The 14,052-nt window shown below is 71.7% G+C and carries 13 protein-coding genes; 5 read left to right on the forward strand and 8 right to left on the reverse strand.

The window, feature by feature from the left end:
• Positions 1-5: 5 nt before the first annotated feature.
• Positions 6-236 carry a hypothetical protein gene (locus AC5P1C_RS10505; RefSeq protein ID WP_493865454.1) on the reverse strand — a complete coding sequence of 77 codons (231 nt, stop codon included), beginning with the start codon at positions 234-236 and terminating at the stop codon, positions 6-8.
• Between the two features lie 115 nt (positions 237-351).
• Here AC5P1C_RS10505 and AC5P1C_RS10510 point away from each other — a divergent pair, with 115 nt between their 5' ends.
• On the forward strand, positions 352-1,371 hold the full coding sequence (locus AC5P1C_RS10510; protein WP_493865455.1) for a YdcF family protein: 1,020 nt from the start codon (positions 352-354) through the stop codon (positions 1,369-1,371).
• Between the two features lie 38 nt (positions 1,372-1,409).
• On the opposite strand, the gene AC5P1C_RS10515 is transcribed toward AC5P1C_RS10510, so the two are convergent.
• Positions 1,410-2,210, reverse strand: coding sequence for a LysR family substrate-binding domain-containing protein (locus AC5P1C_RS10515; protein ID WP_493865456.1), 801 nt, complete (start codon positions 2,208-2,210; stop codon positions 1,410-1,412).
• Between the two features lie 58 nt (positions 2,211-2,268).
• Here AC5P1C_RS10515 and AC5P1C_RS10520 point away from each other — a divergent pair, with 58 nt between their 5' ends.
• A complete protein-coding gene (locus AC5P1C_RS10520; protein WP_493865457.1) occupies positions 2,269-2,661 on the forward strand; it encodes a DUF5997 family protein in 393 nt (130 codons plus the stop codon).
• Between the two features lie 101 nt (positions 2,662-2,762).
• On the forward strand, positions 2,763-3,527 hold the full coding sequence (locus tag AC5P1C_RS10525) for a YqjF family protein (protein WP_493865458.1): 765 nt from the start codon (positions 2,763-2,765) through the stop codon (positions 3,525-3,527).
• Positions 3,528-3,782: 255 nt separating this feature from the next.
• Here the strand turns inward: AC5P1C_RS10525 and AC5P1C_RS10530 are convergent, their stop codons facing one another.
• Genes AC5P1C_RS10530 through AC5P1C_RS10545 form a run of 4 tightly spaced genes read right to left on the reverse strand, consistent with a single transcriptional unit; the run spans position 3,783 to position 8,602 of the window.
• Positions 3,783-4,934 (reverse strand): XdhC family protein, encoded by a 1,152-nt coding sequence (locus AC5P1C_RS10530; protein WP_493865459.1) that lies wholly within the window; start codon positions 4,932-4,934, stop codon positions 3,783-3,785.
• Positions 4,927-7,062 (reverse strand): xanthine dehydrogenase family protein molybdopterin-binding subunit, encoded by a 2,136-nt coding sequence (locus tag AC5P1C_RS10535; RefSeq protein ID WP_493865460.1) that lies wholly within the window; start codon positions 7,060-7,062, stop codon positions 4,927-4,929. The genes AC5P1C_RS10530 and AC5P1C_RS10535 overlap by 8 nt, the downstream gene beginning before the upstream one ends.
• A complete protein-coding gene (locus AC5P1C_RS10540; RefSeq protein WP_493865461.1) occupies positions 7,059-8,051 on the reverse strand; it encodes an FAD binding domain-containing protein in 993 nt (330 codons plus the stop codon). Before AC5P1C_RS10540 ends, AC5P1C_RS10535 begins: the two co-directional genes overlap by 4 nt.
• On the reverse strand, positions 8,048-8,602 hold the full coding sequence (locus tag AC5P1C_RS10545) for a 2Fe-2S iron-sulfur cluster-binding protein (protein WP_493865462.1): 555 nt from the start codon (positions 8,600-8,602) through the stop codon (positions 8,048-8,050). The genes AC5P1C_RS10540 and AC5P1C_RS10545 overlap by 4 nt, the downstream gene beginning before the upstream one ends.
• 222 nt (positions 8,603-8,824) lie before the next feature.
• On the opposite strand from AC5P1C_RS10545, the gene AC5P1C_RS10550 reads away from it, so the two are divergent.
• The gene (locus AC5P1C_RS10550) at positions 8,825-9,415 is read left to right on the forward strand and encodes a TetR/AcrR family transcriptional regulator (protein WP_493865463.1); all 591 of its coding nucleotides are present in this window, start codon (positions 8,825-8,827) and stop codon (positions 9,413-9,415) included.
• On the opposite strand, the gene AC5P1C_RS10555 is transcribed toward AC5P1C_RS10550, so the two are convergent.
• The gene (locus tag AC5P1C_RS10555; protein WP_493865464.1) at positions 9,366-10,862 is read right to left on the reverse strand and encodes an MFS transporter; all 1,497 of its coding nucleotides are present in this window, start codon (positions 10,860-10,862) and stop codon (positions 9,366-9,368) included. The genes AC5P1C_RS10550 and AC5P1C_RS10555 overlap by 50 nt on opposite strands.
• Positions 10,863-10,968: 106 nt before the next feature.
• Here AC5P1C_RS10555 and AC5P1C_RS10560 point away from each other — a divergent pair, with 106 nt between their 5' ends.
• Positions 10,969-13,284 (forward strand): FUSC family protein, encoded by a 2,316-nt coding sequence (locus tag AC5P1C_RS10560; protein WP_493865465.1) that lies wholly within the window; start codon positions 10,969-10,971, stop codon positions 13,282-13,284.
• Between the two features lie 14 nt (positions 13,285-13,298).
• Here the strand turns inward: AC5P1C_RS10560 and AC5P1C_RS10565 are convergent, their stop codons facing one another.
• Positions 13,299-13,997 carry a TetR/AcrR family transcriptional regulator gene (locus tag AC5P1C_RS10565; RefSeq protein WP_493865466.1) on the reverse strand — a complete coding sequence of 233 codons (699 nt, stop codon included), beginning with the start codon at positions 13,995-13,997 and terminating at the stop codon, positions 13,299-13,301.
• Positions 13,998-14,052 lie beyond the last annotated feature (55 nt).

A 14,052-nucleotide genomic window follows, 5' to 3' on the forward strand; every position in this document is an offset into this window, starting at 1 on the left:
TCGCCTCAGAGCGACTGGGTGCTGGAGATGTCAGGGGCGACCACACCGACACCGGCACCCGGCGTCTGCGGAGGGCTGTCGACCCACTGTTCGGCGGCGCCGATCTCGTCCAGCGCCGCCGCGGCGTGAGCGGGCTCCCTGGTGTCCGCGGTGTCCGCTCCCGGGGGCGGGCTGATCGCGGCGATGACAGCCCCGGCGGCGAGTGAGGCAACGGCCAGTACGCTTCGCTTCTTCATACCGGGGTCAACTCCCCGCCGCCCGAAAGGGCACGGCCTGATCACGGAGATCACCGCAGCGGAGGGCCTCACATCCCGGTCCGAAGCGCGGGCTCACGGCGCCTACGCTGTCCGAATGTTGGTCTACGCCCCGGCCGCTCTCCTCCTCCTCGTCTTCTGTGTGCGCGTGGTGCGCGAGCGCAGGAAGTTCAGCAATGCCGTGATCCTGGGACTCGCCATGCTCTGTGCCCTCGCGGCCTGGGTCTCCCAACTGGTCAGGTCCGGCTCGGCATCGGGTCAGACCGTGGGGTGGGCGCTGGTGGTGCTGGGGGGTCTGGGCATCCTCGTACTGACGTGCCTGCTGGTCCTCAACGGCCTGCAGATGGTGCGCAAGGAAGGCAGGAGCCCCACCAATCTGCTCTCCCTGCTGGCCGCGTTGTGCATCCTGGCCGTCGTGGCACTGGTGGTCACGGCCGTGGTGGTGCGGACGCCGGTGTGGATCGGGGTGGGCACGGCGGCCGGTGGGCTTGCCGCCTATCTCTCGTTCCTGTTCCTGTGTTTCGCGTTCTACGCGTTCCTGTACGGGCGGCTGCGGGTGCGCCGCAAGGCCGACTACGTGGTCGTACTCGGCTCGGGGCTCGTCGGTGGTTCCACCGTGCCGCCGCTCCTGGTCAGCCGGCTCAAAAGGGCTCAGGCGGTGCACGCGCGCCTCGCCAAGCGCGGCGGCTCGCCGGTGATCATCACCTCAGGGGGCCAGGGGCCGGACGAGGACGTGCCGGAGTCCCACGCCATGGCCGACTATCTGATCGACCGTGGATTTCCCGCCGACCTGATCGAGCGGGAGGACCGCTCTACGACGACGGACGAGAACCTGCGGTTCAGCAGGGCGATCATGGAGAAGTCGAAGCCGGACTACCAGTGCGTGGTCGTCACGAACAACTACCACGCCTTCCGCGCCGCCCTCACCGCTCGGCGGACCGGCATCAGGGGCCAGGTGGTGGGCTCCCCCACCGCCGCGTACTTCTGGCCCACCGCGACGATCCGTGAGTTCACCGCGGTCCTCGTCGCCTACAAGCGGACCAATGCGGCCATCTGCCTGCTGCTCGTTCTCGGTGGGGTGCTCGCCTGGTGGGCCCGGCAGAACACCTCGGGGTGAGGCCCTGCCGGTGGCCGCCGCCTGGGCGGTGAGACGGGCTACGGCCGACGGCGGGGCTTGCCCCGCTTGCCGCCCTTGGACGCGCCGCCGCCGGAACCGCTGCGTGCGTTCTTGCCCGTCTTCCCGGTCGGCTTGCCCGCCGTCGGCTTGCGCCGGGCGCCGCCCTTGTCGGGGCTCTTGGCCGGGCTCTTGCGCTTCGGCTGATCCGTGGCAGAAGCGGGGGTCTGGGCGCGGCCCCGCGAACTGTTGACGGTGCGGCCCCGGACGATCCCGATGAAGTCCTCCACCAGGTCCGTGGTCGCGTCCTCGGGCCACGACAGCGCGACCCGCGATTCGGGGGCATCCGAGAGCGGCCGGTAGGTGAGGTCCTTGCGGTGGTGCAGGCGGGCGAGTGACTGGGGGACGACGAGGACGCCGATGCCCGCCGCCACGAGTTCGACGGCGTCCGTGGTCGTGGCGGGGCGCTCGTTCGCGGGCTGTCCCGGCAGGTTCTCCCACGGGAGGGTGTCGTCGAGGGGGTGCAGCACGATCTCGTCGGCCAGGTCCTCGGGGGACACTTCGTCGACCGCCGCGATCACGTGGTCCTTGGGGATCACCACGACCGTCGTCTCGGTGTAGAGAGGGATCGCGCTGAGGTCCGTACCGTCGACCGGCAGCCGGACGAATCCCGCGTCGGCGCCGCCGCCGCGCAGCAGCTCGAACGCCTCGCCGGGAGACACCGCGACGAGGGTAAGCGGCACGTCGGTCCGCCGCTCGTTCCAGATCCGCACCCACTTGGTGGGCGTCACCCCCGGGACATACGCGAGCCTGAACGAAGGGGTTACTTGCGAGTCTGTCACTCCGCCAGGTTACCGGTCGTGGTCGGCGGTAGCTCACATGCTCGATACCCTGGGGACCATGACGTCGCACCAGACCACCCAGACCATGAAGCCCGCGACCGCGGCGAAGAAACTGGGTGTGTACCTCGAGGCCACCCCCGCCGAGTTCCAGGAGGGTGTCGTCTCGCGCACCGAGCTGAACGCCCTGCAGACCGACCCGCCCGCGTGGCTGCAGGAGCTGCGGCGCAACGGCCCGCACCCCCGGCCGGTCGTCGCGTCGAAGCTCGGCGTGTCCATCGCCGGTCTGGCGCGCGGCGGGGTCACCGAGGCCCTGACCACGGAGCAGATCGACGCGCTGAAGACGGACAACCCTGAGTGGCTGCAGAAGGAGCGCGCCACGCAGGCCGAGGTCCGCAAGGAAGCGGTACGCATCAAGGAGAAGAACGCGGAGCGGGCCGACCAGGAGCGCTAGTCGCGTTCCTGAACACCGCTCGCACCCGAGCCGTCGGGCCTGAGCCCCCGGACACCTGGCCCTGTGGCGGGCGCGGCCGGGGCTCCTGCCATGCTGGTCCCGTGGTCCTCACCCCCGGTGTCCCGGAGCCCATCACCGCCGATCCGCCCGTGTCGGCGGAGAACCCGCTGCTCACGCAGTCGTGGCTGGACCTGGCCTTCGTGCACTGGGCCGTGGATCCCGCGGACGTGGCGCCGCTGCTTCCGGCCGGGACGGTTCCCGACCTGCACGACGGGGCCACCTATGTGGGTCTCGTCGCGTTCCGCATGCACCGCGTCGGCTGGTTCCGGCTGCCCGGCATCCCCTACCTGGGGACGTTTCCCGAGACCAACGTCCGCCTCTACTCGGTGGACGCGCACGGACGCCGCGGGGTCGTCTTCCGCTCCCTCGACGCCTCGCGCCTCATTCCGGTGGCGGTCGCGCGCGGCGCCTTCCGGCTGCCGTACCAGTGGTCGCGGATGAGCATCCGGCACAGCGGTGACACCGTCACATATACGAGTGCCAGGCGCTGGCCGGGGCCGCGCGGCGCGCACAGCCGCATCGCCGTCCGAGTGGGCGAGCGGGTCGAGGAGCCGACCGATTTCGAGCACTTCCTGACCGCCCGGTGGGGCATGCACAACACGTTCTTCGGGCGGCAGATGTTCCTGCCGAACGCGCATCCGCGCTGGCCGCTGCACCGGGCCGATCTGATCGAGTGCGACGAGGACCTGATCGCGGCAGCGGGGCTGCCGCGGCCGGTCGGTGCCCCGGTGAGCGTCCTGTACTCGCCGGGCGTCCCGGTCCGTTTCGGGCGACCCGCGCGGCCAGGCGGCATCCCCACTCCCTGACAGGCTCCAGGTGGCGAGGGGGCCGAGCACGGCGATGTCGAGCCCCCAGGCCAGAGGCGGCGGACGACGAAGGGACGCCGACACTGTCGTGGGCGCCACGGGTGTCTCCTGCCGGCAGCAGACCTTCCACGGGACCGAGCGGAACGCATGGCATCCGGTGCAGCTGCTGTGGGAGGCGGTGGAACCGGCCTGAGCGCGGGGGCGGCAGCGGTGACCGAGCACCGCTGCCGCCCACGCTCCCTGCGTGCAGCCAGGTCACGCCGCCGCGTGAGAGCCGCCCACCCCCGCGGAACCCGCTTCGTGATGGATCGGCATCCCGGAGTCGGTCAGCGGAACGCCCGTCCCGCCCCGCCGCGCCGCGACGATCTCCGCAGCGATGGACAAGGCGGTCTCCTCCGGAGTGCGCGCACCGAGGTCGAGACCGATCGGGGAGTGCAGCAACGCCAACTCCTCGTTGGTGACGCCGACTTCGCGCAGGCGCCGGTTGCGGTCCTCGTGGGTGCGGCGCGAGCCCATCGCGCCGACGAACGCGACCGGAAGTCGCAGGGCCACCTCCAGCAAGGGGATGTCGAACTTGGCGTCATGGGTCAGGACGCACAAGGCCGTGCGGCCGTCGGTCGCGGTGTCCCGGAGGTAGCGGTGCGGCCAGTCGACCACGATGTCGTCCGCCTCGGGGAAGCGGGCCCGCGTGGCGAAGACCGGACGGGCGTCGCACACGGTCACGTGGTAACCGAGGAACTTGCCCGTGCGCACCAGGGCCGCGGCGAAGTCGATCGCACCGAAGACGATCATGCGGGGCGGCGGCACGCGCGACTCGACGAACAGGGTCAGCGGCTCACCGCAGCGCGATCCGCTCTCGCCCACCACGAATTCGCCGGTGCGGCCCGCGTCCAGCATGGCGCGGGTCTCCCCCACCACCGTCCGGTCGAGGTCCGGATGACCCTCCAGACCTCCTTCGTACGATCCGTCGGGGTGGACGAGCACGACCCTGCCCAGGAGTTCGGCCGGGCCCTGGGCGACGCGGGCGATCGCCGCCGCCTCCCCGCGGGCGGCGGCCGAGAGCGCAGCCGCGAAGACCTGCCTGGCCGGCGCGCCCGCGCCCAGCGGTGTCACCAGGACCTCGATGACGCCGCCGCAGGTCAGGCCGACCGCGAAGGCGTCCTCGTCGCTGTAGCCGAACCGCTCGCGCACGGCCGTTCCGTCCTGGAGCGCCTGGACGCACAGGTCGTACACCGCCCCTTCCACACAGCCGCCGGAGACCGAGCCGATGGCCGTGCCCTCGCTGTCGACGGCGAGGGCCGCGCCGGGCGCGCGCGGCGCGCTGCCGCCCACCGTCACGACGGTGGCGACGGCGAAGGCCCGGCCCTCCTCGACCCAGCGGTTCAGCTCAGCGGCGATGTCAAGCACCCCGGGCTCCTCCCCCGGTAAGGACGCGGTCGGGTCGGATCGGCAGGTTCCGGTGACGTACGCCGGTCGCGTGCCACACCGCGTTGGCGATCGCCGCGGCGGCGCCCACGATGCCGATCTCACCGATGCCCTTGATGCCGATCGGGTCGTCCGCGTCCGTGTCCTCCACCCAGTCCGCCTCGATGACCGGCACGTCGGCGTTGGCGGCGAAGTGGTAGCCCGCGAAGTCGGCGCCCACATGGCCGCCCGACGCCTGGTCCCGGTGGGCCTCCTCGTGCAGGGCCATGGACAGGCCCCAGGTCATCCCGCCGACGAACTGGCTGCGCGCGGTCAGCGGGTTGACGATCCGGCCCGCGGCGAACATGCCGAGCATGCGCCGCACGCGCACCTCGCCGGTGGTGACATCGACGGCGACCTCGGCGAACTGCGCGCCGAAGGAGTGCCGTTCCTTCTGCGCGAGGGCCCCGATGGCGGCGCTGGTGTCGGAGCGCACGGTGATGCCCTGCGGCGGAATGTCGCCGCCCAGGGCCAGTTGCTCCCGCAGTTCACCCACCGCTGCCGTGACCGCCCAGCCCCAGGAGCGCGTGCCCATCGAGCCGCCCGAGATCGCGGCCGGGCCGAAGTCGCTGTCGCCGATGCGCACATGGACGCGGTCCTGGGGCACTTCGAGCGCTTCCGCGGCGATGAGGCTCAGCGCGGTGCGCGCGCCCGTGCCGACGTCCGCGGCGCTGATCCGCACCGTGAAGGTACCGTCGGCCTGGGCCGTCACGGCCGCCGTGGACGGCGCGACGATCACCGGGAAGGTGGCCGCCGCCGTGCCGGAGCCCAGCAGCCAGCGCCCTTCGCGCCGCAGGCCGGGGCGTGGGTCCCGGTCCGCCCAGCCGAACCTGCGGGCACCCTCCTGGAAAGCGGCCACCAGGTTGCGGCTGGCGAACGGCAGCCCGGAGAGGGGGCCCACCTCCGGTTCGTTGCGCACGCGCAGCGCGATGGGGTCCACACCGCACCGCTCGGCGAGTTCATCGAGCGCGGACTCCAGGGCGAACGAGCCAGGAGCCTCGCCGGGCGCGCGCACAAAGGTCGGCGTCGGCACGTCGAGGCGCACGACGCGATTGACGCTGCGGTGGGCGTCGGAGGCGTACATGGGCCGTCCGAACCCGGCGCTCGCCTCGACGAACTCATGGACCGTCGAGGTGAGGCTGTGCGCCTGGTGGTCGACGGCGCGCAGCCGCCCGTCGGCCTCGGCGCCCAGCCTGACGCGCTGGATGGTGGGGCTGCGGTAGCCGGTCAGCGAGAACAGCTGGCGACGGGTCATGATGACCCTGACCGGGCGGTCGAGTTGCGTCGCCGCCATCACGGCGAGGATCTGGTGCACGCGTACGCCCTTGGACCCGAAGGCGCCGCCGACGTGCTCGGACCGCACCCGTACCGAGGCCGGGTCGAGCGAGAACAGCTTCGCCAGCTCGTCCGCGACCCAGGTGCTGCCCTGGTTGGAGTCGACGACTTCGAGCCGTCCGCTGTCCCAGCGCGCCATCGCCGCGTGCGGTTCCATCGACCCGTGGTGCTCTTCGGGGGTGGTGTACTCCTCGTCCACCACATGGGTGGACGCGGCGAGTTCGGCCTCCAGGTCGCCCTTCTCCATCAGATGGCCGTCGCCGTCCGGCGTGTACGTCCCTGGGTGCTGGGCGGAGAACGCGACGTCGTGCGGCTCCTCCTCGTACCGCACGATCAGCGCCTCGGCGGCCTCTCGCGCCTGCTCGGAGGTCTCGGCGACGACCATCGCCACCGGCCAGCCGACGAAGGGCACCCGGTCGTGCTGGAAGACCTCGACGATCGGGTCCGGCTTGCCGAGCATGCTCACGTAGTCCCCGTCGACGCGCGGCGCGTTGCCGTGGTGCAGGACGGCGAGGACTCCGGGCATCGCGCGGACGGGGTCCGCCTCGACCGAGAGGATCCGGCCGCGCGCGATCGTGGACAGCACCAGCCAGCCGTGGGCGAGTTCGGCGAAGGGGATGTCCCCCGCGTACCGGGCCGCGCCGGTGACCTTGTCCGGGCCCTCCACGCGGCTGTACGAAACGCCGGTGGCGCTCGTCGCCGCGGGGGACGTGGTCGTCGTGGTCCGCGCCGTCATCGGGTCGCCTCCTCGGTGAGCTCGGTCAGCAGGGCGACGACGAGGTTGCGCATCAGCGTCACCTTGTAGCCGTTGTGGGGCAGGGTCTGCGCGGCGGCCAGTTCGGCATCCGCGGCGGCGGCGAACGCTTCGGCGGTCGCGGGGCCCCCCGTCAGGACCCGCTCGGCCTCCCGTGCGCGCCACGGCCGGGACGCCACCGCGCCGAAGGCCAGGCGTACTTCACGTACGACACCGTCCTGGACGTCGAGGGCTGCGGCGATCGAGCCGATCGCGAAGGCGTACGAGGCACGCTCGCGCACCTTGCGGTAGCGGGAGTGGGCGGCGACCGGGGCCGGCGGCAAGGTGATGCCGGTGATCAGCGCGCCGGACGGCAGCGCGGTCTCCAGGTGCGGGGTGCTGCCCACGGACAGGTAGAAGTCTGCGAGCGGCAATTCGCCGACGCCTTCCGCCGTTTCGTACGAGATGACGGCGTCGAAGGCGGCGAGCGCCACTCCCATGTCGGAGGGGTGCACCGCGACGCAGTGCTCGGTGGCGCCGAGGATGGCGTGGTTGTGGTGTTCACCCTCGATGGCGGGGCAACCGGTGCCGGGCTCGCGTTTGTTGCAGGGTTTGGAGAGGTCGGCGAAGTAGCCGCAGCGGGTGCGCTGGAGCAGGTTTCCGCCGACGGTGGCCATGTTGCGCAGCTGGCCCGAGGCGCCGGCCAGGACGGCCTCGGCCAACGCCGGGTAGCGGCGCCGCACTTCGGGGTCGGCCGCCAGGTCGCTGTTGGTGACGGTCGCGCCGATCCGCAGACCGCCTTCGTCCGTCGCCTCGATCCGGTCGAGGGGCAACTCGCGTACGTCGATGAGCAGTCCGGGCCGCTCCACGCCGGTCTTCATCAGGTCGACGAGGTTCGTGCCGCCGCCCAGGACGCGTGCGTCGGGGTCGTTGCCCAGGAGGGCGACCGTGCCGGGGACGTCGAACGCCCGCTGATAGCCGAATTCCCTCATGCCACGGCCTCCGTACCCTCGGTCTCGGCGGCTGCCGCCTGCGCGACCGCCTGGACGATCGACACATACGCGCCGCAGCGGCACAGGTTGCCGCTCATGCGCTCCCGGATCTCGTCGGCGCTCAGTTGGGGCACGCCCGCTTCGGGGCGTACGTCGGTGGTGGCGGCGCTGGGCCAGCCCGCCGCGTGCTCCTCGATGACCGCGATGGCCGAACAGATCTGGCCGGGTGTGCAGTAGCCGCACTGGAAGCCGTCGAGGTCGAGGAACGCCTGCTGCACCGGGTGCAGCTGGTCCCCTTCGGCCACGCCTTCGATGGTGGTGATCTCGCGCCCCTCGGAGGCGACGGCGAGTTGCAGGCAGGAGACCGCCCGGCGGCCGTCGATCAGCACCGTGCAGGCGCCGCACTGCCCTTGGTCGCAGCCCTTCTTCGTGCCGGTCAGATCGAGGCGCTCGCGCAGGGCGTCGAGCAGGGTGGTGCGGTGGTCGACGGGCAGCGTGTGCTTTTCGCCGTTGATGTTCAGCGTGATGGCGCTGGACGTCGATAGGGCCACGATCAGCCTTCTTTCGGTTCTGTCAGCTTCTGTCACGTGCGAGCGGGAGCGTCGTGCGAGGCGGTCCCGCGGGAGACTCCGGGAGGAGATGGCGCTGTGCGTGAGGGGGGTCTGCCGGTATGGTGACCCTAAGCGGACAGCTGTCCGTTAGCTTCAAAACTTAACGGACAGCTGTCCGCTTAGCAAGAGTGGTCCGGGACGCGATCCTCGGGAGGAGGACGAGTGCACCCGAAGAAGGACCCGCAGCTGCGCTCGGACGCACAACGTAATCGCGAGCGCATCCTGGAAGTGGCCCTGGTCGAACTGACGCACTCGGCGGACGCCCCGCTCAGCGCGATCGCGAAGAAGGCGTGCGTCGGGCAGGGGACGTTCTACCGCAACTTCCCCAACCGCGAGGCCCTCGTCCTCGAGGTCTACCGGTACGAGGTCCAGCAGGTCGCCGACACCGCCTGCCAGCTCCTCCAGACCCGCGCCCCCGACCAGGCGCTGCGGGAGTGGATGGACCGCCTCGCGCAGTACGCCATGGCCAAGGCGGGCCTCGCCGACGCGATGCGCAAGGCCACCAGCGTGAAGGGCAGCTTCGCCGGAGTGGGGCACGGTCCTGTGACGTCGGCCGTCACGCTCCTCCTGAAGGCGAACGAGGAGGCCGGCACCATCCGCCCCGGCCTCACTCCCGACGACTTCCTGCTCGCCATCGCGGGCCTCTGGCAGATCGATCCGCACGGCGACTGGCAGTCGCGCGCCGGACGCCTGCTGGACCTGGTCATGGACGGACTGCGCGCGGGAGCGCGCGGCGGAGCAGCGCCGCGGTGACGCAGGCCGCGGCCAGCAGGACGACGAAGGCGACCATCAGGGCCGTCGTGTAGCCGTGCACGGAGGCCGCCGTGGGCGTGGCGTCCGCGGTGGACACCAGGTACGACGCCGTGGCGCCGGCCGCGACCGTGTTGAGCAGCGCCGTACCCAGCGCCGCTCCGAGTTGCTGGGACGCGTTGTACGCAGCGGCCGCGGCTCCGATGTCGTGCGGCGGCATGTCCGCTGTGGCCAGGCTCGCGGTGGGCGGCAGGACGCAGCCAAGACCGAGACCGGTCAGGATCAGCGCCGGCACCAGGTAGAGCGGGAAGACATCCGTGCTCTGCGACGTCAGGCGGGTGAGCAGGAACATCCCCGCCGCCGCACAGAGCAGCCCCGGCACGATCAGTGCCGCGGGCGCGACCCGTCCGTGCAGCTTCCCGGCGATCAGGGTCGCGCCGGCCAACGCGGCCACGGCGTTGATGATCAGCGTCAGGCCCGCCTCGACGGGTGAGTAGCCCAGGACCGTCTGCGTGTAGTAGCTCATGAACAGGTAGAAGCCGAACATCGCGACGAACAGCAGGGTGATCGAGGCGAACGCACCGGCGCGGGCACGGTGCACGAGGACGCCCGGCGGAAGGAGCGGCCTCGGTGCCCGCACCTCGACGGCGGCGAACGCGGCGAGCAGCAGGACACCCCCCGCGAGCAGGGCGAGCACCTTCGCTGAACCCCACCCGAGCGGCTCGGCCTCGTTGAAGGCGTACACGATCGCGGCGAAACCCGTGGCACTGAGCAGGGCGCCCGCCACATCGAGCCGCCCCTCGCCCCGCACCGGCCGGTCCCGCGGCACGAACGTCGCGCCGAGCACGGCGAGCAGGGCCACGGACACGTTGACGTAAAGACACCAGCGCCAGCCGGCGTACTCGGTCAACAGTCCCCCGGCGACCAGGCCGACCGCCGATCCCGCGGCGCCCACCGCGGCGAACACGCCGAAGGCACGGCCGCGTTCGCCCGGCTCGGCGAAGGTGATGGTCAGCAACGAAAGTCCCGCGGGCGCCAGGATCGCGGCGAACACCCCTTGCAGGGCCCGCGCCCCGAAGAACATCTCGGGGTTCACGGCGGCCCCGCCGAGCGCCGACGCGGCGGCGAAGCCGATCAGGCCGATGAGGAACGTACGCCGGTGGCCGAGCACGCTGCTGACCCGGCCGCCGATCAGCAACAGCCCGCCGAAGGCCAGCGCGTACGCGGTGATGGCCCATTGCCTGCTCGCGTCGGACATGCCGAGCGCGCTCTGCGCGGAGGGCAGCGCGATATTCACGATGGTGCCGTCCAGGACCACGAGGAGCTGGGCCGCGCTCACGGCGAGGAGGGTCCACCAGCGCCGCCGGGCGGGCCCATCGGTCGTGTCCTGGGATTCGGGGGTCTCGGCGCACAGCCGTGACCCGGTGAGTTCGTCGTCTGCTGGATTCATGACTTCAAGTCTTTCGTTGAAGTCACCCCGGAGACTTCGCCCCGATCCCGGTCGGCGCACCGGGCGTATCACGCTGTGAACCCTCAAGCCCCGGTTGCACCCCGCCATGACAGAATCCGGCCTGAACAGCGGCGATGAGGGTGTGAGCGCAGTGAGACGGCGGACCAGGACCGGCACATGGGACCGCTTCGTGGCGTCGGACCCCGGACTCCTGCGCCTGATGGCGGGGCTGCGGACGGTCGGCGCGATCGCCCTCACCCTCGTCGTCCTCGCGCTGCTCGGCACGGACGTCACGCACATGGTCGCCGGCGCCATGACCGCGATGGTCTCCACCTTCGCCATCAAGGAGAAGGAGGTGCGCGGCCAGGCGATCACGCTCGCGCTCGGACTGCCCGTCGCGCTCACGGCGATCATCCTGGGCGCGCTGCTGCACGACCAGGTCGTCGCGGGTGACATCTTCTTCGTCGCGCTGATCTTCGGCGCCGTCTACAGCCGCCGGTTCGGCGACCGGGGCACCGCCCTTGGCCTGATGGGTTTTCAGGTCTACTTCGTCTCGCTGTTCGTGGGCGCCACCACCGCCGCCCTGCCCGGCCTCTGCCTGTCCCTCGCTGTCGCCTTCGTATGCAGCGCCGTCGTACGGTTCGCTGTCGTGCCGGAGACTCCCGGGCGCGATCTGGCGCGGCTGCGGGTCGCGTTCCGAGCGCGGCTCGCGCAGCTGGTGGCCACGCAGACGGAGCTGCTCGACGCCGCGCCGGAGCAGTTGGAGAAGGTCCTCGACGAGCTGCGCCGCGGCACCGCGCGACTGCACGAGACGGCCCTGATGATCCAGGACCGCCTCGAGGAGGGCACCCCCGACGCGGCCACGGCGACGTTGGTCCAACGCCGCGTGGCGGACGCGGAGATCGCGGCCGAGCGTCTCGGCGTACTCCTCCTGAACGCGCGCAGCGCCGAACGCGCGGACACCCTCACTCTGCACCTGCCGCACGCGCCCGTCCCCGCGACGGGCACGCGCATCCGCGCCGAGGACGACGCGACGGTCACCCTGCGCCGTGACCTCAACGCGCTGCACCTGCTCGTCGGCCGCCCGGTCGCCGACAACCGCGGCACGGGCCTGGCCCACGTGCGCAACAGGCTGCTCGGCTACCGCGACGAGGACAATCTGCCCCGCGCATCGGCGGCGGTCCAGGACGTCTTCCGCGGAATCGGTGAGGCCGCACGCGCCATCCTCGGCCTGCGACTCGCCCTCGACGGCCCCCAGGACGAGTCCGACGACTCACCGGCCACGACCCGCTCCCGCGAGGAGTTCGACGCCGAGGACATCGCGATCGCCGGAGCCGAGGAGGCCGCCGAAGCCGGCGCGGACGACCGCACCGGGCTGCGGCGCCCCACCACCAGGGCCGCGTTCCAGGTCTCGGTGGGCTCGACGCTTGCCATCATCGGCGGCGAGTTCCTCTCCACGCAGCGCTGGTACTGGGCGGTGCTCACCTGCTGGGTGGTGTTCCTCAACACCGCGTCCACCGGCGAGATCCTGGTCAAGGGCTATCGACGGCTGCTCGGCACGGTGCTCGGGGTGGTCGCCGGTGTGGCCCTGGCGGGTCTGGTCGGCAACCACACCTGGGTCGCGTTCGCGCTCGTCCTGGTCTTCATCTTCGCGATGTTCTTCACCGCTCCCCTGTCGTACGCCCTGATGTCCTTCTTCGTCACGGCGATGCTGGGCCTGCTCTACACGCTCCTGAACACCTACAGCCTGGCCGTGCTCTGGCTGCGCATCGAGGAGACGGCGCTCGGGGCCGCCTGCGGCATCATCGCGGCGGTCCTCGTGCTTCCGGTGCGCACCGACCATCGCACCGACGAACTCCTGAACACGGTCCTGACCCGGCTCGCGGACGTCATCTCCGCCTCGGTCGAGCAGCTCAGTGGCGGCCCGGCGGCCGATCTCCTGGACAAGGCACGGGACTTGGACACCGCGCTCGACGATCTGCGCGCCTCCGTCCAGCCGTTGACCCACCCGATCACCCCGCTGCGCGGCCGCCGCAGGACCGCCCGCTATCTCGTGGCGCTCCTGGAGACCTGCGCCTACCACGCCCGTTCCCTGGCGGCGACGGCCGAGCTCGTGCCGTACAGCAAGAACGTCGCGGCCGATCCCCGTCTGGAGCGGGCCGGCCTGCGTATCGCCCGCAACATCGAGGTCATCGCCGGGTACGTGGACGACGACAAGGCCACGGGCGAGGTCGAGTCGGGAGCCAGCATCGCCTCGATGCTGGAGGCCGAGGGCTCCGGCGCCCCCCGCTCGGGCACCGTCACCTACCGCGTCCTGCGCCATCTGCAGCGCCTGGACGAAGGAGTGGTCGGCCTCGCCCGCCCGCTCGACGTGCCGGTCGCCGGCCGGGACCGGTCGGCGAGCAGGGCCCCGCAGACCTGACCACCAGAGCCGTCTCAGCCCCGGGACCCCATGTGCCGGAAGTCCAGGGGAACCGGCGACGGCAAGGGTTCCGCGGGGGCGCTGCGGTCGGCGCGGAAGGAGTCGAGCAGGTAGGCGACGAATCTGCGGGACGCGGCCGGCGCCGAGTCGGTGGAGCATGCGGAGATGCCGCTGTTGGCCATGAGGAGAAGCGGCAGGTCCGCGGGATCGAAGTCGGCCCGCAGGCGTCCGGCCTCCTGCGCGCGGCGCACCAGCCGCGCGAAACCCCGCTCGGCGCGTACGCGTTCACGCTCGAAGTCGATCGCGTCCGGGAACGCCGTCAGGAACGCCGCGGTGAATCCGCGGTCGGCCACATGCATGGCGCACACCTTCTCGATGACCGTGCGGAACCCGTGCCAGGGGTCGGGGTCCACGAGGGCGTCGTCGACGACCGCCACGCACGTCGCGAGCTGGTCCGCGAAGACTTCTGTGACCAGGGAGTCCCGCGTGGGAAACCGGCGGTAGAGCGTGGCCACGCCGACGCCTGCCCGGCGGGCGATGGCGGCGATCGGCACGTCGAGGCCGCGCGCGGCGAACAGTTCGCGGGCGGCCTCCAGGACCCGTCGGCGGTTGTGGAGCGCGTCCGCGCGCAGCCCCGCGCCCGCCTCCGCGGCCGGGGCGATGTCCGTGGTGGGCCGCGTCCGAGGCCGCATGCGAGAGGAATCAGCAGGCATGTTTCTCACATTAGCTCAAGTGGACGGCCCTCTCCGTTTAGCGCGTTAGCGTCGC

The sequence above is a fragment of the Streptomyces sp. A18 genome, from assembly GCF_059026065.1.